The sequence below is a fragment of the Paraburkholderia sp. FW306-2-2C-D06C genome (assembly GCF_058781505.1).
Genome location: NZ_JBYSWU010000001.1, coordinates 113,303 through 136,685 on the forward strand (window position 1 = coordinate 113,303; position 23,383 = coordinate 136,685).

Sequence of the window (23,383 nt, forward strand, 5' to 3'; positions counted from 1 at the left end):
CTACTTCTGCGCGGCGCCGCGGCGGGCAGATCGATTCCTCGCGACTGAGCATTCCGGCGGCGTGGCCGATGTGCTGAAGCGCTCGATAGAGCGATTTCTTGAGACGAACAGGTTGCGTTTGTGACTGTTTGTGACTGCTTTTCGCTTCACGCGTTCGATCTGTAGCGTCCGTTCCTCGAGAGGGTTACCCGGTTTCACCGCCGTACCGCAGTTAGAGCTCCTGGCGCGTGGGCCGGAACAGGATTTCGTTCACGTCGACTTCCGCCGGCTGACCGATCGCGAAGGCGACCGCGCGCGCGAACGACTCGGCAGGTATCGCGTACTCCTCATAGAACTTGTGGATGTTCCCGGCGACATCCGACTCGGTGATGCTGTTCGGGAGTTCCGTGTCCACCGCGCCAGGCGAGATCTCCGTCGTGCGGATGTCATAGGGCTTGACCTCCTGGCGCAGCCCCTCGGACAGCATGAGCACGGCACTTTTGGTGGCCGCATAGACGGCGCTGCCGGGCCGCACTTTATGGCCGGCCACGGACGAGACGTTGATGATATGGCCGGCCTTCTGCTGCTTCATGTAGGGCAGGGCCGCAGCGATGCCGTACAGCACGCCCTTGATGTTCACGTCGATGGTTCGGTTCCAGTCGTCGATCTTGAGGCGCTCGAGCGGCGAGTTCGGCATCAGCCCGGCATTGTTAATCATCACGTCGACGCGGCCAAAGGTCTGTACCGCCGTATCGACCAGTTTCTTCACGTCATCGTAGCGGGTGACGTCGGTTGCCACGGCGGCTGCCTTGCCGCCGTCGCGGATCAGCGCGTCCGCCAGCGACTGAATGCGATCGACGCGCCGGGCACCCAGCACGACGCTTGCGCCCTGTGCGCACAGATGCCGCGCGGTCGCCTCGCCCAGCCCGCTGCTCGCGCCGGTGATGACGACGACTTTTCCTTCGATGTTGTTGCTCATGGTCATGATATCGACTCCTCGTTTGATCCGACCTTGGTTGAAGATCCATCCTTTGCTTCAGGGCTTCCAGGCGCCGCGCCTTTCCTGCGCGCACCTCCTGAATATGCAGCCGATGCTGCCAGCTCAACGGGCGGCCGTCGCCTCGTTGGCCGTGGCCGCGGGAGATGGGACCAGAAACAGCGCGCACAGCAGACTGCCGACGCCCAAAAGGGCGATGACGCATCCCATCGGCCAGGGTGTGCCGTCCGCGAAGACACCGACCAGAGCCGATCCCATGATGCCGGTGCCGTACTGGATCGCACCGGTCAGCGCCGACACGGCGCCCGCGCGTTCCGGCAACGTGCCCAGTGCCCCGGCAATCGAGTTGGCAACGATGAAACCGGTCGCGGAGACGAACAGAAAAAGCGGAATCACAAGACCCATCAGCCCGCCCCAGTCAGTCCGCGCGTCGACCGCCAGCAGCATGCCCGCGAGTGCCGCACCGATGGTGCCGGCGCGCATCAGGCGATCGCTGCCGAGCCGCATCACCAATCTCGAGTTGATCAGGTTGGTGATCATGATGCCGGCGATACCTGCGCCGAACAGCAGGCCGTAGTGCTGCGGCGATACGTGGTGGTAGGTGATGTACGCGAACGGGGTGCCTGCAATATAGGCGTACATGCCGCCATAGAAAAACCCGCCTGCGCCCGCGTAGCCGAGCAGCCGGCGATTCCCGAGCAGTTCGCCGTAGCGGGCCAGCGCGCTGCGCAGCGGTTCGCGGCTGCGGCGCTGCGGCGGCAATGTTTCGGGGAGGGCGTAGAGCGCGGCGAGCGTCATCAGACCGACGCCTACCAGCGTCCAGAAAATGGCGCGCCACGACGCCACATGAAGGATCTGTCCGCCCAGGCTGGGTCCAACAAGCGGGGCGATCGCCATCACCGTCATCAGGGTGGACATCATCTGGGCCGCGCGGTGGCCGGTGTAGAGATCGCGAACCATCGCACGGGCAAGCACAACGCTGGCGCAGGCGCCCACGGCTTGCAGCGCGCGCCAGCCGACCAGCATCGGCGCGCTGGTCGACAGCGCGCAGCCGGCCGAACCGGCGATGAACAGCACAAGACCGATGGCGACCGGCAAGCGGCGACCGTATCGATCGGCAACGGGCCCCCACAAAAGTTGACCCAGGCTGAAGCCGATCAGATAGCCGGAAATCGTCAGCTCGATGGTGCCGGTACTGGCATGAAGCGCCGCAGCCATGGCGGGCAGGGCAGGCAGGTAAAGGTCCGTCGAAATCGATGCGAACGCCATCAGCATGCTCAGGATTGCCAGGATCCGGAAGCTGTGCGCATTCGCGGTCTGCCGCACGGAAGTGCCGGCGCCGGACAAGGTCGCGTCATCAGTCGCCCTACCGGGAAACTCGGCCTGCATAGTCGTTCTCCTTTCGAAAATGGCGCAAGCGGATCCTTGCGGTCGGTCGTGCAGTCGTATGGTGCGGGGGCGCCGGTGCCGATCGCCAACGTCCGGTCTCAGGCACTACCGACGCCGAGACTGCAACGGACATGCAGCCCCGGAACAGGTAGCCAGCTTGACGATCAGGTCGGAAAGGCTATTCAGCCGCCGCCGGACGGCTAGCGGTCGATCGAGCTTCGGGCGGAGCAGAGCCGCCTTTGCACCGAAGGCGTGGACCCGCGGATAAGTACCGCCGGCAGCGTCTGCCGCGTGGCCCTCGGCGTTCAATGCCGTGAATCTTAGGCTGTTGCGAGTTGCTCAACAATATGGCTAAGATTGCACGAGGTATTGAGTAAAATTCAGCTATGCTGTGTACCGGCCTTTGCGTCCACCGCCGTCCGGCCCGGCCCGGCCCGGCCCGGCCCGGCATGCGGTTTGCCACGCCCACCTGCCGACTGCACTGACACTGTTCGTGCGAGCGCCGAGTGAGTGGACGGGAAGTCCGTAACAGGGAAGAGGCAGGGAAGAGGCAGGGAAGAGTCAGGGAAGAGTGAGAACACCGTGGCCTTCTAAAGCCGTCGATGTTTCAGATCCATTACACGCGTAGCGCACACGCAGAAGCTGGTGTCCAACCGCTATTTCCTGCCGGCCCGGCACTATGCCTCAGGTGGCGTCGCTGCCGCGTCAGGCTTTAACCCGCAGATGGGCGTAGTCGATGGAGCGTCGCGGCAACTGATCTTTACGATTCCTGTGGGCACCGGCGCGCATTCCGTCGCCATCGACAGCCCGCTTGGGCAAGTCTATGTGCCCTTCCAGGCTGGCGCGGCAGGTTTCCCCAATGGCGGTATTTCGGTGTTCTCCACTCACTAGCCTTTCCGGTTGGGTTGTCTTCCAACGGATCATGGTGACGCTTGCGGCGGCGGAACCCGGCATCGGCGTGATTCCAGCCGAGGCCGCCACCGCTTTGCCGCCTAATGTCGTGGCGCGTCCGCTCGATCTTCCTGGGCGCCGCATCGGGATCGGCCTTGCTTACACGCGGCTCGATAGTGCGGCCAGGCGTGCGCTTTGCAGCGCGATGGAACAATGCGTCGGCGACGGATGGAGGACGTAAGCGCCGGCGCCTGCTTCGGTGAGTTAGACGAGAGGCTACAAGCCGTGCCCGACAGTGCACAGAAAATCGCAGGCCGACGTCGGCGTATTGATTGCATTGATGATATCGGTGAGGAACCAAGGCAGGATCAGCTGCGTGTCGGGATCGCTCACTCCGACGCTAAGGATCGGCGCCTTCATGGGCGGCGCAGCGTGTTGCTGGTCGTTCGCGGCGGCCGGGTTGGGCGCAGGCGTATCGGTTTGCGCCGTTTCCGCGAGACGAAAACCCGCATTCGACCATGCCGGCGAACACGCGGCAGTGAGCAGGACGAGAAGGGCGGCAAAACGAAGGGCAGTCATAAGGCGACCTCCAGAAAAGGGTCGGGATTTGATTGCCACCGGGCGATCGCCGGCATTCGCTCTCCCAAGGCGCGCGCCGGTAAGCGACTGCGCGACGATCGGAATACGGCGTCGCAACACGTCGCCGATAAGGCCGGGACAAATCACCAGAATCGGGCGAGGCGGAGCGGTGTCGGGAAGAAGTGTGGCTAGGTAGCACTCTATGGATGGGTCTGCACGACGGTGTCGACCGGGTAGCTATTACAAATTCTAGTAGACCGCGGGCATGCCTGCCGGGCGATGTTTGAAGCGCCTGTGGACCCAGTAGTACTGTTCTGGAAGGCGCAGAATTTGTCTTTCAGGAAACGCGTTCATCGCGCCTCTGCAGATCGAGGGCGAGGGGCGTTCGCCACGACTGTCGATCTGAAGATCGGGAAGTGGCAGAACGTGAGTGTCGCGCTGCGCGGTGGCGGCGGGACGACACCGGCGCCTGGCGTTGGACAACTCGGCGTGGGTGCCTCCTTCGGTGGCTCCTCAAATCCCGCCGACGCACATGTACTTGATGACGACGTAGTCGTCGATACCGTAATGCGAGCCTTCGCGACCGAGGCCGGATTGCTTGACGCCGCCGAACGGTGCGACTTCGTTCGAGATGAGACCGGTGTTGATCCCGACCATGCCGTATTCGAGCGCTTCGGCGACGCGCCAGACGCGGCCGATATCGCAGCTATAGAAATACGACGCGAGGCCGAACTCGGTATCGTTGGCGAGCCGGATCACTTCTTCGTCCGACGAGAAGCGGAACAGCGGCGCGAGCGGCCCGAAGGTTTCGTCGCGCGCGACCTTCATGTCCGGCGTGACATCCGCGAGCACCGTCGGTTCGAAGAACCCGTGACCGAGCGCATGACGCTTGCCGCCCGTGAGGATGCGTGCGCCTTTGGCGAGTGCGTCTTCGATATGCGATTCGACCTTGAGCACGGCGGCTTCGTTGATGAGCGGGCCTTGCGTGACGCCTTCTTCGGTGCCGCGGCCGACCTTGAGCTGTTCGACTGCGTCGCGCAGTTTCGCGGCGAACGCGTCGTAGACTTTGTCGTGCACGTAGAAGCGATTCGTGCAGACGCAGGTTTGGCCGCTATTGCGATACTTCGACGCAATGGCGCCGGCGACGGCCGCATCCAGATCCGCGTCGTCGAAGACGATGAACGGCGCGTTGCCGCCGAGTTCGAGCGACACTTTCTTGACCGTCGGCGCGCACTGCGCCATTAGCAGACGGCCGACCGGCGTCGAACCGGTGAACGACAGTTTGCGCACGATCGGATTGCCGGTCAGTTCCGCGCCGATGGCTTTCGGCTCGCCGGTGACGACGTTGAACACGCCGCGCGGCACGCCCGCGCGTTCGGCCAGCACGGCAAGCGCGAGTGCTGACAGCGGCGTGGCTTCAGCCGGTTTGACGATGATCGGGCAGCCGGCCGCGAGGGCGGGACCGACTTTGCGGGTGATCATGGCCGCCGGGAAGTTCCACGGCGTGATGGCCGCGCAGACGCCGATCGGCTCTTTCGTCACGACAATGCGTTTGTCGCTTGCCGGCGTGGGGATGGTGTCGCCGTTGACGCGTTTGCCTTCTTCGGCGAACCATTCCAGGAAAGAGGCGGCGTATTGGATTTCGCCTTTTGCTTCGGCGAGCGGCTTGCCTTGCTCTGTGGTCAGGATCTGGGCCAGATCGTCCGCGTGCTCCAGCATGAGGTCATGCCATTTTCTGAGTACCGATGCGCGGTGTTTTGCGGTCGTTGCACGCCATGCAGGCCATGATACGTTTGCCGCGTCGATCGCCCGACGGGTCTCTGTTGTGCCCATGCGGGGCACTGTTGCGATAGTTTCGCCTGTGGCCGGGTTCTTTACTTCAAAAGTCGTCGCGTCGTCCGCGCCTTGCCATTCGCCCGCGATGTAGGCTTTTGTCTTTAACAGAGTCGGGTCTTTCAAGGTCAATGTCGTCACTTTGTCGTGCTCCGCGTAATTTGAAATTCGATTGGGATTTTTGCCTGCTCGGCGGTTCTTATGTCTGTTTGCCTACGGCGTTGGTCTTTCCTTGTTCTGACTTCTTTGGCCTTTCCTTGATTTGGTATTGGTTTATTAGCTTTCCCCCTGTGCGGGGGAGCACCTACTTTTCTTTGCCGCCGCAAAGAAAAGTAGGCAAAAGAAAGCGGCTCAAACCGCTAGTTCTGAAGCGGGCACCTCGGTCAACCACGGGTAGTGGAAACCTGCCGGACGACACCGCGGTCTGTGAGTGCCTGTGACAAGGCAGTCATCCACCCCTTCTCGCGCTACGCGCTCGCCGGCAAGGTACTTCATCCAACCGCCCGCTACGTATTGGCGCCTGCGTCTTGCGCGGGGCGTAGCTCGCCATTTCACGCGTGCGCGCCGCGCCATTACGCCCGAGTTCTGCTTAGTAATCCACATCTGCATCTCGCCGAGGCGAAGCCGATGGCTTCCATTGGGCCCGAGCTCTGCTTAGTAATCCACATCTGCACCCCGCCGAGGCGAAGCCGATGGCTTCGGCTGTGCACAAACGAAGCCCCGGGTTTCCCTTGCAGACCTTGCCGGCGAGCACGCAGTGCGAGAAGGGGTGGATGACTGCCTTGTCACCAGGGCGTGAAGCTGCACTGGCACAGATCAGGTGGCCTCCACTCCCCGTTGATCATAGAGGTGCCCGCTTAGTACCTGCGGTGTGAAGCCGCTTTCTTTTGCCTACTTTTCTTTGCGGCCGGCAAAGAAAAGTAGGTGCTCCCCCGCACAGGGGGAAAGCTAATAAACCAATATCAAATCAAGGAAAGGCACACGCCATAGGCAGACAACCGCGGGCAACCCTAATCAAGGAAAGGCACACGCCGTAGGCAGACAACCGCGGGCAACCATAATCAAGGAAAGGCACACGCCGTAGGCAGACAACCAGGGGCAACGCTAATAAACTAATAACAAAAGAAAGGCCACCGCCGCAGGCACATCAAAAGAAAGACCACCGCCGCGGGCACCAGGACATAGCGCCTCGCAAGGCAAAAAAACCTTAAACAGCGACCGTCACGGTCTCCCTAACCACATCTTCAAGAATGGCAACAGCCTCATCAAACACAGCATCCTGAATAGTGAGCGGGAACAGGAACCGAACGACGTTCGAATAAACCCCGCAAACGAGCAACAACAACCCGCGCTCGAGCGCACGAGCCTGCACCCGCTTGGTAAACTCCGCGTCCGGCTCGGACGAGCCAGCCTTGCAGAACTCGACAGCGACCATCGCCCCCGGCCCGCGCACATCGGCAATCTGCGGAACCTCGCCCTGAAGCGCGATCAGCTTCGCTTTAATGCGATCACCCAACACGGTAGCCCGCTCGCAGAGCTTCTCTTCATCGATGATATCGAGCACGGCATGCGCAGAAGCCACCGCCAGCGGGTTACCTGCGTAAGTGCCGCCAAGGCCGCCAGGCGCCGCAGCATCCATCACGTCCGCACGGCCCACGACACCCGACAACGGCATGCCGCCTGCCAGGCTTTTGGCCATCGTCATCAGATCAGGCACCACGTCATAGTGATGCATCGCAAACAGCTTGCCGGTACGGGCAAAACCCGTCTGCACCTCGTCAGCGATCAGCAAAATCCCGTGCTCGTTGCACAGCTTGCGCAATGCGCGCACGAACTCGGCCGGCGCCGGATAAAAACCGCCTTCGCCCTGAACCGGTTCAAAAATGATCGCCGCGACACGCTTCGGATCGATGTCGGCCTTGAACAGAAACTCGATCGCCTTCAGCGAATCGGCCGTCGTCACGCCGTGCAGCGGATTCGGGAACGGTGCATGGAATACGTCCGAAGGGAACGGTCCAAAGCCGAGCTTGTACGGCGCAACCTTGCCGGTCAGCGCCATGCCCATCAGCGTGCGGCCGTGGAAACCGCCGGTAAAGGCAATCACGCCCGGGCGGCCTGTCGCGGCGCGGGCAATCTTGATCGCGTTTTCAACGGCTTCGGCGCCCGTCGTGAAGAATGCGGTCTTCTTCGGATAGTCGCCCGGCGCGCGTTGATTGATCTTCTCAGCCAGTTCGACATACGACGCGTACGGCACGATCTGATACGCGGTATGCGTGAAATGATCCAGCTGGTCGCGGATCGCCGCCACGATCTTCGGATGACGGTGGCCTGTGTTGCACACCGCGATGCCCGCAGCGAAGTCGATGAAACGGCGGCCCTCGACGTCCCACAACTCGGCGTTCTCAGCGCGCGCAGCGTAGAAATCGCACATCACGCCCACGCCGCGCGGCGTGGCAGCATCCTTGCGGCTCTTCAGTTCAGCATTCGTCACAGTCATCTCCTTTGCTCCTCGGTTGTTGCGGGGGGCCGCCTGCGGGGGGGCCGCCTGCGGACGCCGCGCCCGCAGCGCAGCACATGCAGCGACTATAATGAGATTTGGCTCTTAACTTCAGAGCCATTTCAATAAAAATGTAGGAGCCAATCGTGCGCGCGAGCGTTTTGTCCGACTGGCTGGCGCAGCGCCTCGATCGTGGCAACGGCCAGCCGATCTATCGTCAGCTGCATCGTCTGTTGCAGCAGGCGATCCTGTCGCGCGAATTGCCGGCGGGCACCAAGGTGCCTTCGTCGCGTTTGCTGGCTCAGGAATTGGGCATCGGGCGCAATACCGTCACTCAAGTGTATGAGCAGCTGGCGCTCGAAGGTTATGTGAGTTCGGCCACCGGCCGCGGCACGTTCGTCGCCGATAGCGCGCCGGACGAAATCGTCGGCGCGCCGGACGCGGAGGCGCCCGCGGCGAAGCCCGAGCCGCTGCCACTGCCGTTGCAGGCAAAGCGCGCGCTGTCCACGCGCGGCGCGCGGCTGATTGCCGGCGCGGGCGTGTCCAAGCGCCAATGGGGCGCGTTCATGCCGGGCGTGCCGGACGTCACGAAGTTTCCGGCCCGCGTGTGGAGCCGCCTGCATAACAAGTACTGGCGCCGGCTGCGCCCGGACCTGCTGACTTATGCGCCGGGCGGCGGTCTGGCGTTGTTGCGGCACGCGCTGGCGGACTATCTGCGGACTTCGCGCTCGGTGCGTTGCACCCCCGAGCAGATCATCATCACGACCGGGATCCACCAGTCGGTCGATCTGGCGGTGCGTTTGCTGTCCGATCCGGGCGACGTGATCTGGACCGAAGACCCCTGTTATTGGGGCGTGCGCAGCGTGCTGCACGTGTCCGGCCTGCAATCGCGGCCGATCGCCGTCGACGAAGAGGGCATCAATCCGTCAGCCGACGACCTCGCGCAGCCGCCGAAGCTGATGCTCGTCACGCCGTCGCATCAATATCCGCTCGGCATGGTGATGAGCCTCGCGCGGCGCCGCATGCTGCTCGAATATGCGCGGCAAAACCAATGCTGGATCATCGAGGACGACTACGACAGCGAATACCGCTACGGCAGCCGGCCGCTGGCGTCGCTGCAAGGTCTCGACACGTCGGGGCAGGTGATTTACGTGGGCAGCTTCGGCAAGACGCTGTTTCCGGGTTTGCGCATCGGCTACCTGGTCGTGCCCGAGGCGCTGGCGGAGAGCTTTGCGACCGCGAGCGCGGAGCTGTATCGCGAGGGACAGTTGCTGCAACAGGCGATGCTCGCGGAGTTCATCGCGGAAGGGCATTTCACCTCGCACATCCGCAAGATGCGCACGCTGTACGGTCAGCGGCGTCAGACTCTGCTCGATGCCGCCGCGCAGCGTTATGGCGATGCGTTGCCGGCGGTGGGCGGCGACGCCGGTTTGCATCTGGTGATGCAGTTGCCCGAAGGCGCCGACGACCGCGCGGTGGCTGCGGCGGCGCTGGAGCGCAATATCGTCGTGCGGCCCTTGTCGGGTTATTACGCGCAACCGTCGCTCGCGCCGTCGGGCTTGCTGATCGGTTACGCGTGCGTGCCGGACGAGGAGATCGCGCCGGCCTTCAACACGCTCGCCGATGCGATCGACGCGACGCTCCCGCAATTCGCGTGAGGCTGAGCACATGACATGAGCGTGCGCGCACACGCTTCACGGCTTCAAATCCGGATCAGGACGGCGCCCTGCGCGAGGCGGGCTTTGACGATCTGCCTTCGCTGCGGGTTGAGGGAAGGCATCGCAACGTCTAGACGACTATATCTTCTCGTGTCGCTGATGCATTCTTTTGCGTCGCCATCAAGACAGATTCGAGTCATCTATTCGAACAAAAAATGACGCCCGTATGACAGGATTAGCAAGAGGCGGCCCTCGACATTCATGATCGCCGCAAGCCAGGCTATATTGCGTCATTCGCTGTGCCGCCCCAATAACCTTGCAGTTCCATTCAGCGTCGTCATGCAGCCTTTGAGCTTTCTTCCCGACAGTTTTGCGGAGTACGAAGATCTCAAGACGATCCTCGAACAGGGCAGCGCCACCTTCGAAATCCACACCGTCTGCGAGACGACGGTGCGCGGCAGGCAATTCGCGGTGCGCACGGCGAGCATGGGTTCGACCGATCCGCTTGCGCCGGCGATCGGTTTTTTCGGCGGTATTCACGGGCTCGAGCGGATCGGCTCGCAACTCGTGCTCGACTACATGCGCGCGCTGCTGGCGCGGCTCGAATGGGACGAACTGCTGGTGCGGCAATTGCAGTCGATTCGTCTGATCTTTATGCCGATCGTCAATCCGGGCGGTATGTGGGCGGCCACGCGCGCCAACCCCAATGGCGTCGATCTGATGCGCAACGCGCCGCAGAATGCCGACGCACGCGTGCCGCTGCTCGCCGGCGGTCAGCGCGTGGGCGCATGGCTGCCTTGGTATCGCGGCCGGGAAGGCGAGCCGATGGAGCCGGAAGCCGCGGCGCTGTTACATGTGGTCGAAACTGAGCTGGCGGCGCGGCCGCTCAGTTTCGCGCTCGACTGCCACTCGGGTTATGGCTGGAGCGACAGCATCTGGTTTCCGTATGCGCGAACCCGCAAGCTGATGCCGCATCTGCCGGAAATGTACGTGCTGAAAACCATGTTTGAGCGCTCGCATCCGCATCACGGCTACAAGTTCGAACCGCAGAGCCACCAGTATCTGTTGCACGGCGACCTGTGGGACTGCGCGTACGACAATACGCCGCCCCCCAACGTATTTCTGCCGATGACGCTCGAACTGGGTTCGTGGCTGTGGATCAAGAAGAATCCGCGCCAGCTGTTTTCGCGTCAGGGCATGTTCAATCCCGTGAAAGCGCATCGCACCGCACGTGTGCTGCGGCGTCATGCGAACCTGCTCGACTTTCTGGCGCGCGCGGCATTCTCGGCGCAACGCTGGCTGCCGCAGGGCAACCGCCGCGAACAACTGCTGCAAAGCGCAATCGCGCACTGGTACAAAGAAGCGGACCGCGTATGAGCACGTGGATTCTATTGCGCGGACTCACCCGCGAAACACGGCACTGGGGCCGCTTACCCGGTTGCCTGCGTGAGGCGATCGGCACCGATCGCCTGCTGCTGCTCGATCTGCCCGGCAACGGCGAGTTCAACCACTTGCGCGCGCCGGCTGCGGTGGCGGATATGGTGGGCTTCGTCCGGATTGCTGCTTTGCAAAGTGGCGTGACCGCTCCGTACCGCGTGCTCGCGATGTCGCTTGGCGGCATGGTGGCGACCGACTGGGCGCAACGGCATCCCGGCGAGATCGAGCGGCTCGTGCTGATCAATACCAGCATGCGGCCATTCAGCCGTATGCACGAGCGGCTGCGTCTATCCGCGTGGCCCACGCTCTTCGAGGTGGCCGCGCACTGGCGCGATGCCCCGCGCGCCGAAGCGGGCATTCATCGGTTGACGTGCAATGACGTTCAGACGCGAGCCGCCGATCTCGCCGCATGGAGCGAAATTCGTCAACACGCGCCGGTGAGTCGAGGCAACGCGTTGCGGCAACTGTGGGCGGCCGCGTGCTTTAGCGCCGGGCGGGAGAAGCCGGGTTGCCCGACGCTGATACTGTCTTCGCTCGGCGACAAACTGGTGAGTCCGGTATGTTCCGCCAAGCTCGCGGTGGCGTGGGGCGCCGAGCATCGCGAGCATCCGCAGGCCGGTCATGATCTGCCGCACGACGACCCGGCGTGGACCAGCGAGCAGGTCCGCGCGTGGCTGGCCGAGCATGCGGGCGCGCCGAAAGAGGCGCTTTAAACGGGCAGCCCACCCCATCAGGGGCAACCGGTGGCGGGTATAACCTATGTGCGATTGCACATCGCTTTTCGGGCGGGCAGGCGCATAATTCCGGTGCATGCGATTCAAGCGATACACGCTATGGCCGGTATTGCCGGCCGCCGGAGAGCTCATCATGCAAGCAAAGAATGAAGAAGCCGTCACGCACCTGCTGAACGATGTCTTCGAATTTGCGCGTGGGCGATTGCCTGAAGCAGCCTTCGCAGTCGTCGAGCCCTTTTTGCGGCACTACTACGATTTCGTCGACGCCGACGATCTGCAAAGCCGTGCCATTGCCGATCTATATGGCGCGGCGCTCGCGCACTGGCAAACCGCGCAGCGCTTCGTGCCCGGCAGCGAACGGTTGCGCGTCTATAACCCGATCCTCGAACAGCACGGCTGGCACTCCGATCACACGGTGATCGAGATCGTCAACGACGACATGCCGTTCCTCGTCGATTCGGTATCGATGGCGGTCAACCGGCTCGGGCTGGCGCTGCATTCGGTCGTGCATCCGGTGTTTCGCATCTGGCACGGCCCCGACGGCAGCATCGTGCGTGTGGGCCAGGGCGCCGAAGACGCAGCCGATACGCGTTCGCAGCTTGCCTCGTTCATCCACTTCGAAGTCGATCGTTGCGGCGACGCGGCAAAGCTCGATGCATTGCGTGACGAGATCGCGCAGGTCTTGCGCGACGTGCGCGCCGCGGTCGAAGACTGGCCGAAGATCGTCGAACTCGCGCGCGCCACCATCAAGGGCATGAAGGCCGGCGAGGCGGGGCCGGAAGGCGTCGAGGCGCGCGCGTTCCTCGAATGGATGGTGGCCGATCACTTCACGTTTCTCGGCCAGCGCGACTATGAACTGGTGCAGCACGATATCGGTTTCGGTCTGCGCGCTGTGCCCGGCTCCGGGCTCGGCATTCTGCGCGACGCGCAGCGTCCCGCGGGCACGCCCGAAATCACGCCGTTGCCGCCCGCCGCAGCCGATATCATCTCCGGCCCGTCGCCGATCTTCCTGACCAAGGCGAACTCGCGCGCAACCGTGCACCGGCCCGGCTATCTGGACTACGTCGGCATCAAATTGGCCGGCGCGGATGGCAAGATCACGGGCGAGCGGCGCTTCATCGGCCTCTATACGTCCACCGCCTATTTTGTATCGGCCTCGGAAATACCGATCGTGCGCCGCAAATGCGCGAACATCGTGCGGCGCGCCGGATTCTTGCCGAAAGGTCATCTGGCCAAGTCGCTGGTGACGGTGCTCGAAACCTATCCGCGCGACGAACTCTTCCAGGCCGACGAAAACCAGCTCTACGACATCGCGCTTGGTGTGCTGCGTTTGCAGGAGCATCAGCGCACGCGTCTGTTCGTGCGGCGCGACCGCTTCGATCGCTTCGTGTCGTGCCTCGTGTTCGTGCCGCGCGACAAGTACAACACCGATCTGCGCCGGCGCATCGCCAACCTGCTGGCCGATGCGTTCAACGGCGCGAGCGTCGAATTCACGCCGTTGCTGTCGGAGGCGACGCTCGCGCGCATTCACTTCGTGGTGCATGCGAAGCCCGACGGCATGCCCAGCGTCGACACGCGCGAACTCGAAGCGCGGCTCGTGCAGGTCACGCGCCGTTGGCAGGACGATCTCGCCGACGCCTTGCTCGACGCATTCGGCGAAGAGCAGGGCAACCGTCTGCTGCAACACTACGTGGATTCGTTTCCCGCCGGCTATCGCGACGACTATCCGGCCCGCACCGCGGTGCGCGATATCGAACTGATCGAGCGCGTGCAAGGCAGCGAGCGGCTCGCGATGAACCTGTACCGCCCGATCGAAGTGGGACCGCGTGCGTTCCGCTTCAAGGTCTATCGTGCCGGCTTGCCGATCGCGCTGTCGCGCAGCTTGCCGATGCTCGAGCACCTGGGCGTGCGTGTGGATGAAGAGCGGCCCTATCTGATCGAGGCGGTGGGCGCGACGCCTGCGTGGGTTCACGATTTCGGTCTCGAAGTCGCGGACGATACGGAGTTCGATATCGAACGCGTAAAAGACCTGTTCGAAGAAGCGTTCGAGCAGGTGTGGACGGGCGCGATCGAAAGCGACGATTTCAACCGCCTCGTGCTGCGCGCGCAACTGAATGCACGCGAGGTGACGATTCTGCGTGCTTACGCCAAGTACCTGAGGCAGGTGGGATCGACCTTCAGCGACGCCTACATTGAACGCGCGGTGACCGGCAATCCGGCGATCGCCCGCATGCTGGTGGAGTTGTTCATCGCGCGCTTCAACCCGGTGCTCGGCGATACGCGCGAAGCACGCGTGGACGGCTGGTTGAAGACGATCGACAGCGCCCTCGATCAGGTGCCCAATCTCGACGAAGACCGCATACTCCGGCAGTTTCTCGGCGTGATCAAGGCGACGCAGCGCACCAACTACTATCGCTTCGGCGCCGATGGACAGCCGAAGCCGTATCTGTCGTTCAAGTTCAATCCGGCGCAGGTGCCCGGTTTGCCCGAACCGAAACCGATGTTCGAGATCTGGGTGTACTCGCCGCGTGTGGAAGGCGTGCACTTGCGCGGCGGCCGGGTCGCTCGCGGCGGACTGCGCTGGTCGGATCGCCGCGAAGACTTCCGCACGGAAGTGCTGGGCCTGATGAAGGCGCAGATGGTGAAGAACGTCGTGATCGTGCCGGTCGGCTCGAAAGGCGGCTTCGTCGTGAAGAATCCGCCGCCGCCAACCGATCGCGATGTATGGATGCGCGAGGGCATTGCATGCTATCAGACGTTTTTGCGCGGCCTGCTCGATTTGACCGACAACCTCGCGGGCACGGCCATGGTGCCGCCGCCCGACGTGGTGCGCCACGATCCCGACGATCCCTATCTGGTGGTCGCCGCGGACAAAGGTACCGCTACGTTCTCCGACTACGCGAACGCCATTTCGCAGGAATACGGCTTCTGGCTCGACGACGCATTCGCTTCGGGCGGCTCGGTCGGCTATGACCACAAGAGAATGGCGATTACCGCGCGCGGCGCATGGGAATCGGTGAAGCGGCATTTCCGCGAAATGGGTGTCGATACGCAGACAACCGACTTCACGGTCGTCGGCATCGGCGACATGTCGGGCGACGTGTTCGGCAACGGCATGCTGTTGTCGCCGCATATCAAACTGGTGGCCGCGTTCGATCACCGGCATATCTTTCTCGACCCGAATCCCGATCCGGCAGTCAGCCTTGCCGAGCGTGGGCGTCTGTTCGGACTCGACCGTTCGAGCTGGGCCGACTACGATCCGTCGCTGATCTCGGCGGGCGGCGGCGTGTTTCCGCGCACCGCCAAGACGATTCCGTTGTCGGCGGCCGTGCAGTCGGTACTCGGCATCAATGCGCCGGCGCTGGCGCCGGCCGAGCTGATGCGCGCGATTTTGCAGGCGCAGGTCGATCTGCTGTACAACGGCGGCATCGGCACCTATGTGAAGGCGAGCGGCGAAACACATCTGCAAGTCGGCGACCGCGCCAACGATGCGATCCGCGTGAACGGCGCGGATCTGCGCTGCAAGGTGGTGGCCGAAGGGGGCAATCTCGGCCTCACGCAACTCGGTCGCATCGAGTTCGCGCAGCGCGGCGGCCGCATCAACACCGATGCGATCGACAACTCGGCGGGCGTCGATTGTTCGGATCACGAAGTCAACATCAAGATTCTGCTCGGCCTCGTCGTTTCCGACGGCGAGATGACCGGGAAGCAGCGCAATGCGCTGCTCGCGGAAATGACCGACGAAGTCGGTTTGCTGGTGTTGCAGGACAATTACTATCAGACCCAGGCGTTGTCGATTGCGGGCCGTTACGGCGTCGAATTGTTCGACGCCGAGGCGCGCTTGATGCGCTATCTGGAGCGCGCGGGCCGTCTGAATCGCGTAATCGAGTTTCTTCCCACCGATGAAGAGATCGCCGAGCGCCAGGCCGCGAAACATGGGCTGGCCTCGCCCGAACGCGCGGTGCTGCTCGCGTACAGCAAGATGTGGCTGTACGACGCGCTGCTCGAATCGTCGATGCCGGAAGACCCGCTCGTCGGCGACATGCTGATCGAGTATTTCCCGAAACCGTTGCGGCAGCGCTTTAGCGAACCGATGCAGCGGCATCCGCTGCGGCGTGAAATCCTCGCGACGCATCTGACCAACGCGTTGGTGAACCGCGTGGGTTGCGAGTTCGTGCATCGCCTGATGGAAGAGACTGACGCGGAACCCGGCGAGATCGTGCGGGCGTGCATCATGGCGCGCGACGTGTTCGATCTCGATGAGGTATGGCGCAGTATCGACGCGCTCGATAACCGCGTCGCCGACGACGTGCAGGCGCGCATGTTCGTCGAAGTCGCGCGGCTCGTCGAACGTGCGGCGTTGTGGTTCCTGAGGCAGTTGCAATCGGGCGCGGTGAGCGGCGGCGATGTCGCCGGTCTGCTCGCGCGTTGCCGCGATGCCGCGCAACGCCTCGCGCCGCAATGGCCCGTGCTGTTGCCGGCCGCCGATCTGGAAGCGCTCTCCGAGCGGCAGCGCGTGCTGGCGGATGCGGGTGTCGATAGCGAACTGGCGGTGCGGATCGCGAGCGGCGAAATCTCCGCGTCTTTGCTCGATATCGCCGAAGTCGCCGCCACTTGCGGGCGCAGCCTCGAACTCGTGGCGGGCGTGTACTTCGCGCTCGGCACGCTGTTGAACTACCACTGGATCAGCGAGCGCGCGGTGGCGTTGGCGGCGCCGACACACTGGGACATGCTGGCGCGCGCCTCGGCGCTGGCCGAACTTGCGCGTCTGAAGCGCGCGTTGTCCACGAGCGCGCTGGCCGATGCCGACGAAGCGTCGATGCCGGATACGCTGGTTCACGCCTGGCGCGAGCGGCGCTCCTCACAACTGGAACGCTACGCGCGGCTGCTTGCCGATCTGCGGGCAACCGGCGGCGCGAGCCTGTCGATGCTGCTGGTGATCGTGCGTGAGATGGCGGCGCTCGAACGGGTCTAGCTCGACGGGCCGCGAGCGAGGGGACGGTGCGGAACAGGGTACGAGGCCTGGCGCAAGAACGGCGCCGGTTGGACGCATGCCGCCCGGCATGCGCATAATACGAACTATTGCCAACCGAAAGCTCTCCGAAACCCATCCGCAACCCTTCCGAAAACTCACTGAAAACAATTAACGACGATGAAAGAAGAATCGCCGAAAGCCATTCTGTATGCGCTCGCCGCCAACCTCGGCATCGCCGTCTGCAAGTTCGCCGCCGCGGCGTTCACCGGTTCCGGTTCGATGTTCGCCGAAGCCATTCATTCCACCGCCGATTGCGGCAATCAATTGCTGCTGCTGTTCGGCCTGCGTGAAGCGCGCAAACCGGCGAGTCCGCTGCACCCGATGGGCAAGGGCCGCGAGATCAATTTCTATTCGCTGCTCGTCGCGTTGCTGCTGTTTTTTGTGGGCGGAGCGTTTTCGGTGTATGAGGGCGTGCATCGGCTGTTCGCGCGCGAGCCGCTGCAGCATGCGTATGTGGCGCTCGTCGTGCTCGGCGTTTCGGTGGTGCTCGAAGCGCTGTCGCTGTGGGGCGCCGTCAAGGAGATCCGCAAGACCCATCCCGATAAGAGCATGTGGAGCTGGTTTCGCGAGACCCGCGAATCCGAGCTGCTGGTCGTGGCGGGCGAGGACATCGCCGCGCTGGCCGGCCTCGCGATGGCGTTCGTCGCCGTGCTGCTCACGATGGTGACCGGCAATCCGCTGTATGACGCATTGGGCTCGATCGGCGTGGGCTTGCTGCTGATGGTGATTGCGTGGCTGGTGGCGCGTGAAGTGAAGTCGATGATCGTCGGCGAATCGGCGAGCCCGGAAGTGCGCCGTGCAATCGAGGCTCATCTGCGCGCACGGACCGAGATTCGCGGCATCATCAATATGATTACGCTGCAATGGGGCCGGCATGTGGTCGTCGCCGTGCAGGCGGAAATGATCGATTACGCGAGCGGCCGTGCGATGGTCGATGCGATCAACGTGATCGAAGCCGACTTGCAGGCCGCGTTTCCGCAGGTGCGCTGGGTGTTTTTCGAGCCGGACGTGCCGCGCGTTCGAACCGCTGGCGCCTGACTCGCCTTGCGACACCACGTCGGTGATGCCGATTCGACAATGGCGCGGAAACTTACGCGCCGCGTAGTGGAAAATAATTTCTTCGCATCTATACTTCTTTCGGCCTGAAAGCAGCACCTCTCCCAATCTGCATCACAAGCACAAGGAAGGATCACGATGCTGACTCGCACACTCAGTGCAATCTCCGCTATTACGCTGGCCGCCTGCGCGGCATTTTCAGCCGGACCCGCCAACGCGGACGACAGCGATGGTTTCGCGCAAGGCGACGGCGGTTCGCGTGGCCGGCCGGTCAAGGTGATGATCATTTCGATGTTCGGGCCGGAGGGCCAGGTATGGCTCGACCGCCTTGGACCCTGGCGTGATATTGCGGTCGACGGCTTGTCGCCGGATTACCCGATGGTTCATTGCAATAAGCAGGACGTGTGCGTGATGACGACGGGCATGGGGCACAGCAACGCCGCCGCGTCGATCATGGCTTTGACTTTTTCGCCGCGATTCGATTTGCGGCATACGTATTTCATGGTGGCGGGGATTGCCGGGATCGATCCTGGGCAAGGGACGGTGGGGTCCGCCGCGTGGGCGAAGTATCTGGTCGACTTCGGGATTCAGTGGGAGATCGATGGGCGGGAGATTCCGCCTGGCTGGAATACGGGCTACCTGGGGATCAATACCAAAAGTCCTGCCGATAAGCCGCCGCTTGATTATCGGACCGAGGTTTTCCAGTTGAATACTCAGCTTGCCGATACGGCTTTTGCTTTGTCCCGGAGTGTCGCGTTGGCCGACAACGCGCAGGCTCAGGCTGCGCGGGCCAAGTATTCTTATGCGCCGGCCAATCGGCCGCCGACTGTCATTCAATGCGATACGCTTGCTGGGGATACCTGGTGGTCGGGGACTTTGCTTGGGCAGCGGGCCCGGGATTGGACCAAGATTCTGACCGACAACAAAGGGGTTTATTGCACTACGCAGCAGGAGGATAACGCGACATACGAGGCGCTCAAGCGCGCTGCTTCTGTGCGTAAGGTCGACTTGAACCGGGTTGCCGTGCTGCGGGCCGGGTCCGACTTTGATCGGCCGTACGATGGGCATTCCAGTGCGGATAATCTGCTTAACTATGCTGCGCAAGGGGGCTTTACCATCGCTCTCGAGAATCTGTTCCGCTCCGGCAATCCGCTGGTGCAGGATATTGCTACGCATTGGAGCGAGTGGAGGGACGGCGTCCCGCAGCGGTAGTATTCCTGCGTTTATCTGCCTGCGCGGCGCCGCAGGCGCACAGGCATACAGCGCCGCGCAGGCAAAAGACCTTTACTTTTGAGGTGCCCGATACGGCGTCCACACCGCCGTATCAGTATCCCAATGATCAAGTTCAGATGGCGTCATGATGAGTTCCTTTTTGAAGAGTGCATATCCGCCGCCGCAATGCCCATTTCTTTTGGAAACCGAACAATGACGGCGCCGTGGCCTTATTACTGACCGCGTGCGACGCGAGTCACATCACCGCTCGTGCCTTCCTGCAACGCAATACGCGCGGCTTGCGTCTGGCCGATCAACCCTTTGTTCGGGTAAGTCGTCCGGTTCAACGAAGGCAACGACCCATCGCGATACGCAGCGACCAGTTCGGCCTGCACTTCAGCGCGCGTCTTGCTGCTCGTGCTCGGCGTGGGTTGCGTTTCATAGGTGCCGGCGCGGCCAATGCCGCCACTGCTGCTTTGTGCAAACACGGGTGCGCTCGCGAGCAGCGAAAGAGCAATACCTGCTATGAGTTGGCGTTTCATGATTCACTCCTGTCCATTCGTTTGCAGCACAAGGAGCGCTGCGACAGGGTGAAATGTAGGCTCTGAAGTGGGGTGGATAAATCGCACTTTCGCGAAATGAATTGTCGCGTTTTCAGAACAATCGCGGCAACTCAAGCAATCGCGGCATTAGAGCCGCGATTGAAATTCACTGTTTCAATTACTGTACTTCAAATCAACGCGAATCAGGCTACCCACTCGGTTATCACCGGCGTATCGAGCATCGGAGCAGATTCGCGCTCTTCAGGAGTACGCTTCGTGCACGTCGCGTCGAGCGTGCCGCGACCGCTCAACAACGGGCAGCGATCGAACAACTCGGCAATCCAGTCTACGAAAACCCGGACTTTCGGCGACAGATGCCGACTGTGCGGATAGACTGCGGAAATTGGCATCGGCAAAGGTTTCAGCTCCGGTAACACTTCAACGAGCTGGCCCGAACGCAGATGCGGCAGCACCATGAAGAGCGCCGGCTGAATCAGGCCGAAGCCTTCCAGTCCACACGTCACGTAGGCATCGGCGTCGTTCACCGACACGATGCTCTTCATCTTCACTTCAACTTCTTTGCCATCAACCATGAACGCCCAATCGAGCGTGCGTCCCGTGCGGCTCGAGAAGTAATTGACTGCTTTGTGATTGTCCAGGTCTTCGAGCGACGTCGGCATGCCCGCGCGCTCGACGTAGTCCGGCGACGCGCAGCTCACGCCTTCGAACAAACCGATACGCCGCGCCACCAGCGACGAATCCTGCAGCGCGCCCACCCGTACAACACAATCGACGCCTTCCTGCAACAGATCGACTGGCCGGTCCGTCAGTCCGAGTTGCAAGTCGATGTCCGGGTAGCGCTGGTGAAATTCACATAGCGAAGGAATCACCAGCAAGCGGCCAATCGAGCCGGGCATGTCGATGCGCAGCTTGCCGTGCGGCTTCTTATTGCCGCTCTGGAAACTGGCCTCGGTCTCTTCGACGTCCGCGAGAATGCGCACGCAGCGCTCGTAGTACGCCGCGCCGTCCGGCGTCAGCGACAAACGGCGCGTGGTCCGGTGCATCAGACGCGTGCCGAGGAACGCTTCGAGATTCTGAATGATGGTGGTGACCGATGCGCGCGGCAGATCGAGCGTTTCCGCTGCGCGGGTAAAGCTGTTGGTGTCGACGACACGCGTGAACACTTGCATGGCCTGAAGCCGGTCCATTGCAAACCTCCAGAAGGGGCGGGCGTACTGAGCAGTAATCGAATCCGCAGAGCAATCGCGTTCGATTGTTCAGAGACGCCGAATTGTGTTGCCGGATTATAGGCATTTATTTACGAGTCTGCCGAACCCACAATTCGCACCATTGAAGTTCTATGCGCATTGCGCGGCTCGACATGGATGCATTTAAACCGTCGTACTCGTTCGTGCCCGCCGGCAGCAACCCGGCAGAGGCCAGCAGCACGGCGCTTGACGTCACTGACGTACAGATCGAAGGACACGCACAAGACATCACGTTGCGTGTGTACAGGCAGCCGCAGAAAACCGCACTGCCGGTACTGCTTTATTTCCACGGCGGCGGTTTTACGAAGGGCTCGATCGATCAGGCCGACTTTGCCGCGCGTTATTTCGCAGAACACTTACCGGCCTTGGTGGTGTCGGTCGGTTACTCGCTGGCGCCGCAGTTTCCGTTTCCCGCGGCGCCTGAAGACGCACATCGCGCGGCGCTGTGGGTGCAGACCCGGGCGCGTGCGTTCGGCGGCAACAGCAGGAAGGTCGGCGTGGCGGGCCACGATGCGGGCGGGCAATTGGCCAACTGCCTCGCTTTCATCGCGCGCGATCGCGGCGACGTGCGCATCGCCGCGCAAGCGCTGTTCGGACCGATGCTCGATCCGAGCCTGACGCGCCTCGGCGACGAAAAGCGCCTCGGCTCGGACATTACCGCGAAGGAATGCGCGGCGTGCTATCGCGCGTATCTGCCGCAAGCGTCGCAACGCATGCATCCGTATGCCGCGCCGCTCGAATCGTCGCGCCTCGCGGGCCTGCCGGCCACGCTGATCGCGACGGCGCAAAACGACGTGCTGCATGTGGAAGCGGAGAAATACGCGAGCAGTCTGATCGACGCCGGCGTGCTGACCCAGGTGGTCCGCTATCCGAGCGTCTCACACGCCGCGCTGGCCGACCATCCGCCTGCGTTGCAGGAAGCGGTGCGATTTTTTCAGTGGCGCTTCGACGCGCGCGCCCATCGATAAACAGAACTTTAACCAACGATACCGGGAGCTTTTGATGACTATCCTTCCTCTTTCCCGTCGCCGTCTGGCGATTGCCGTTCTAGCCGTCGCCGTGGTGGCAGGGCTGGGCACGTTCGGCGCGATCCGCGTGGATGCGAGTTCACCCGCAGCGCCCACCATCGTGCCGGAAGTCGATGTCGCCACGGTGGTGCAAAAGACCATCACCGATTGGCAGAGCTACTCGGGCCGCCTCGAAGCGGTCGAGAAAGTGGACGTGCGTTCGCAGGTGCCGGGCACCATCGTGTCCGTCAATTTCAAGGACGGTGCGCTCGTGAAGAAGGGCGACACGCTGTTCGTGATCGACCCGCGTCCGTACGCGGCCGAGGTGGATCGCGCCGAAGCGCAACTGGCGGCCGCTCAGGCGCGCACGGGCTACACGCAAAGCGATTGGGAGCGCGCGCAACGCCTGATCGCCGACAACGCGATCGCCAGGCGCGACTACGACGAGAAGCAGAACGCCGCGCGCGAAGCGAGCGCCAACCTGAAGGCCGCACAAGCAGCCGTCGAAACCGCGCGCATCAATCTCGGCTACACGAAGATCGTGGCGCCTGTATCGGGCCGCGTGTCGCGTGCTGAGATCACGGTAGGCAACGTGGTGTCGGCGGGCGCGAGCTCGACGCCGCTGACCACGCTGGTGTCGGTCTCGCCGATCTACGCTTCGTTCGACGCCGACGAACAAACCTATCTGCAATACCTGAACCGCGCGAAGGACGGCGGCAAGGTGCCGGTCGAACTGGGTCTCGCGGATGAAAGCGGCTACTCGCGCAGCGGCACGATCGAATCCGTCGACAACCGGCTCGACACGTCGTCCGGCACCATTCGCGTGCGTGCGCGCTTCGATAACCAGGATGGTGCATTGATCCCGGGTCTGTACGCGCGCGTGAAGGTCGGCGGCAGCGAGCCGCATCCGGCTCTGCTGATCGACGACGCGGCAGTGGGCACCGATCAGGACAAGAAGTTCGTGCTGGTGGTCGACAGGAATAACCACGTCGTGTACCGCGAAGTGTCGCTGGGCGGCATGCAGGGCAATCTGCGCGTCGTCAAGGGCGGCTTGCAGGGCACCGACCGGATCGTCGTGAACGGCATCCAGCGGGTGCGTCCGGGCGATGCGGTGCGCGCTCACATGGTGCCGATGGACGCCGATCAGGATCCGAACAGCGCGCCGCTCGCACAAACGCGGGCGAAGGCAGACAAGAATTCGTGAGCCTCGTGCGCCGCGTTTTCATTGCGCGCGCATGCTCCAACCGCGCATGCTTCAACGTTAAGAGC

The 23,383-nt window shown here is 62.7% G+C and carries 16 protein-coding genes and 2 pseudogenes; 10 read left to right on the forward strand and 8 right to left on the reverse strand.

Annotation, left to right across the window (positions count from 1 at the left end; genetic code table 11):
- Window positions 1-211 precede the first annotated feature (211 nt).
- On the reverse strand, window positions 212-958 hold the full coding sequence (locus AC3WLT_RS00535; protein ID WP_492590116.1) for an SDR family oxidoreductase: 747 nt from the start codon (window positions 956-958) through the stop codon (window positions 212-214).
- 123 nt (window positions 959-1,081) lie between these two features.
- On the reverse strand, window positions 1,082-2,365 hold the full coding sequence (locus AC3WLT_RS00540; protein WP_492589755.1) for a multidrug effflux MFS transporter: 1,284 nt from the start codon (window positions 2,363-2,365) through the stop codon (window positions 1,082-1,084).
- 645 nt (window positions 2,366-3,010) lie between these two features.
- Between AC3WLT_RS00540 and AC3WLT_RS00545 the strand changes: the two genes are divergently transcribed.
- Window positions 3,011-3,256: a hypothetical protein gene (locus AC3WLT_RS00545; protein ID WP_492589757.1), complete on the forward strand. Its 246-nt coding sequence runs from the start codon at window positions 3,011-3,013 to the stop codon at window positions 3,254-3,256.
- A gap of 31 nt (window positions 3,257-3,287) precedes the next feature.
- A pseudogene (locus AC3WLT_RS00550) lies at window positions 3,288-3,497 on the forward strand (LysR family transcriptional regulator); the annotation flags it as partial.
- 35 nt (window positions 3,498-3,532) lie between these two features.
- Here AC3WLT_RS00550 and AC3WLT_RS00555 read toward each other — a convergent pair.
- The 4 genes and pseudogenes from AC3WLT_RS00555 to AC3WLT_RS00570 form a co-directional block, all read right to left on the reverse strand.
- The gene (locus tag AC3WLT_RS00555; protein WP_492589759.1) at window positions 3,533-3,835 is read right to left on the reverse strand and encodes a hypothetical protein; all 303 of its coding nucleotides are present in this window, start codon (window positions 3,833-3,835) and stop codon (window positions 3,533-3,535) included.
- A gap of 249 nt (window positions 3,836-4,084) precedes the next feature.
- Window positions 4,085-4,189 (reverse strand): annotated as a pseudogene (locus AC3WLT_RS00560) (lipid A biosynthesis lauroyl acyltransferase); the annotation flags it as partial.
- Between the two features lie 159 nt (window positions 4,190-4,348).
- A complete protein-coding gene (locus AC3WLT_RS00565; RefSeq protein ID WP_492589761.1) occupies window positions 4,349-5,809 on the reverse strand; it encodes an NAD-dependent succinate-semialdehyde dehydrogenase in 1,461 nt (486 codons plus the stop codon).
- A gap of 1,066 nt (window positions 5,810-6,875) precedes the next feature.
- Window positions 6,876-8,165, reverse strand: a complete 1,290-nt coding sequence (locus AC3WLT_RS00570; protein ID WP_492589763.1) for a 4-aminobutyrate--2-oxoglutarate transaminase — start codon at window positions 8,163-8,165, stop codon at window positions 6,876-6,878.
- A gap of 146 nt (window positions 8,166-8,311) precedes the next feature.
- Here AC3WLT_RS00570 and pdxR point away from each other — a divergent pair, with 146 nt between their 5' ends.
- The 6 genes from pdxR to AC3WLT_RS00600 all read left to right on the forward strand — a co-directional run bounded on the left by pdxR (window position 8,312) and on the right by AC3WLT_RS00600 (window position 19,297).
- The gene (pdxR, locus tag AC3WLT_RS00575) at window positions 8,312-9,823 is read left to right on the forward strand and encodes a MocR-like pyridoxine biosynthesis transcription factor PdxR (protein WP_492589765.1); all 1,512 of its coding nucleotides are present in this window, start codon (window positions 8,312-8,314) and stop codon (window positions 9,821-9,823) included.
- Between the two features lie 339 nt (window positions 9,824-10,162).
- Entirely contained in the window at window positions 10,163-11,200 is a 1,038-nt protein-coding gene (locus AC3WLT_RS00580) for a M14 family zinc carboxypeptidase (protein ID WP_492589767.1), read from the forward strand.
- A complete protein-coding gene (locus AC3WLT_RS00585; protein ID WP_492589769.1) occupies window positions 11,197-11,973 on the forward strand; it encodes an alpha/beta fold hydrolase in 777 nt (258 codons plus the stop codon). Before AC3WLT_RS00580 ends, AC3WLT_RS00585 begins: the two co-directional genes overlap by 4 nt.
- A gap of 154 nt (window positions 11,974-12,127) precedes the next feature.
- Window positions 12,128-16,969, forward strand: coding sequence for an NAD-glutamate dehydrogenase (locus AC3WLT_RS00590; protein ID WP_492589771.1), 4,842 nt, complete (start codon window positions 12,128-12,130; stop codon window positions 16,967-16,969).
- A gap of 177 nt (window positions 16,970-17,146) precedes the next feature.
- On the forward strand, window positions 17,147-18,067 hold the full coding sequence (locus AC3WLT_RS00595; RefSeq protein ID WP_492589773.1) for a cation diffusion facilitator family transporter: 921 nt from the start codon (window positions 17,147-17,149) through the stop codon (window positions 18,065-18,067).
- A 156-nt stretch (window positions 18,068-18,223) separates the two neighbouring features.
- The gene (locus AC3WLT_RS00600) at window positions 18,224-19,297 is read left to right on the forward strand and encodes a purine-nucleoside phosphorylase (protein WP_492589775.1); all 1,074 of its coding nucleotides are present in this window, start codon (window positions 18,224-18,226) and stop codon (window positions 19,295-19,297) included.
- Window positions 19,298-19,530: 233 nt separating this feature from the next.
- On the opposite strand, the gene AC3WLT_RS00605 is transcribed toward AC3WLT_RS00600, so the two are convergent.
- Together AC3WLT_RS00605 and AC3WLT_RS00610 are read right to left on the reverse strand one after the other, a co-directional pair.
- The gene (locus AC3WLT_RS00605) at window positions 19,531-19,839 is read right to left on the reverse strand and encodes a DUF4148 domain-containing protein (protein WP_492589777.1); all 309 of its coding nucleotides are present in this window, start codon (window positions 19,837-19,839) and stop codon (window positions 19,531-19,533) included.
- Window positions 19,840-20,042: 203 nt separating this feature from the next.
- Window positions 20,043-21,047 carry a LysR family transcriptional regulator gene (locus AC3WLT_RS00610; protein ID WP_492589779.1) on the reverse strand — a complete coding sequence of 335 codons (1,005 nt, stop codon included), beginning with the start codon at window positions 21,045-21,047 and terminating at the stop codon, window positions 20,043-20,045.
- Between the two features lie 173 nt (window positions 21,048-21,220).
- Here AC3WLT_RS00610 and AC3WLT_RS00615 point away from each other — a divergent pair, with 173 nt between their 5' ends.
- A complete protein-coding gene (locus AC3WLT_RS00615) occupies window positions 21,221-22,075 on the forward strand; it encodes an alpha/beta hydrolase (protein WP_492589781.1) in 855 nt (284 codons plus the stop codon).
- Window positions 22,076-22,109: 34 nt separating this feature from the next.
- Complete coding sequence (locus tag AC3WLT_RS00620) at window positions 22,110-23,318, forward strand: efflux RND transporter periplasmic adaptor subunit (protein ID WP_492589783.1); 1,209 nt, start codon at window positions 22,110-22,112, stop codon at window positions 23,316-23,318.
- Window positions 23,319-23,383: the final 65 nt, after the last annotated feature.

Bases quoted from the DNA above. Each gene is read 5' to 3' on its own strand.
- AC3WLT_RS00620 (WP_492589783.1), top strand. From the start codon at position 22,110: ATGACTATCCTTCCTCTTTCCCGTCGCCGTCTGGCGATTGCCGTTCTA.
- AC3WLT_RS00540 (WP_492589755.1), bottom strand. From the start codon at position 2,365: ATGCAGGCCGAGTTTCCCGGTAGGGCGACTGATGACGCGACCTTGTCC.
- AC3WLT_RS00595 (WP_492589773.1), top strand. From the start codon at position 17,147: ATGAAAGAAGAATCGCCGAAAGCCATTCTGTATGCGCTCGCCGCCAAC.
- AC3WLT_RS00580 (WP_492589767.1), top strand. From the start codon at position 10,163: ATGCAGCCTTTGAGCTTTCTTCCCGACAGTTTTGCGGAGTACGAAGAT.
- AC3WLT_RS00605 (WP_492589777.1), bottom strand. From the start codon at position 19,839: ATGAAACGCCAACTCATAGCAGGTATTGCTCTTTCGCTGCTCGCGAGC.
- AC3WLT_RS00590 (WP_492589771.1), top strand. From the start codon at position 12,128: ATGCAAGCAAAGAATGAAGAAGCCGTCACGCACCTGCTGAACGATGTC.
- AC3WLT_RS00600 (WP_492589775.1), top strand. From the start codon at position 18,224: ATGCTGACTCGCACACTCAGTGCAATCTCCGCTATTACGCTGGCCGCC.
- AC3WLT_RS00555 (WP_492589759.1), bottom strand. From the start codon at position 3,835: ATGACTGCCCTTCGTTTTGCCGCCCTTCTCGTCCTGCTCACTGCCGCG.
- AC3WLT_RS00535 (WP_492590116.1), bottom strand. From the start codon at position 958: ATGAGCAACAACATCGAAGGAAAAGTCGTCGTCATCACCGGCGCGAGC.
- AC3WLT_RS00615 (WP_492589781.1), top strand. From the start codon at position 21,221: ATGGATGCATTTAAACCGTCGTACTCGTTCGTGCCCGCCGGCAGCAAC.
- AC3WLT_RS00610 (WP_492589779.1), bottom strand. From the start codon at position 21,047: ATGGACCGGCTTCAGGCCATGCAAGTGTTCACGCGTGTCGTCGACACC.
- AC3WLT_RS00585 (WP_492589769.1), top strand. From the start codon at position 11,197: ATGAGCACGTGGATTCTATTGCGCGGACTCACCCGCGAAACACGGCAC.
- AC3WLT_RS00570 (WP_492589763.1), bottom strand. From the start codon at position 8,165: ATGACTGTGACGAATGCTGAACTGAAGAGCCGCAAGGATGCTGCCACG.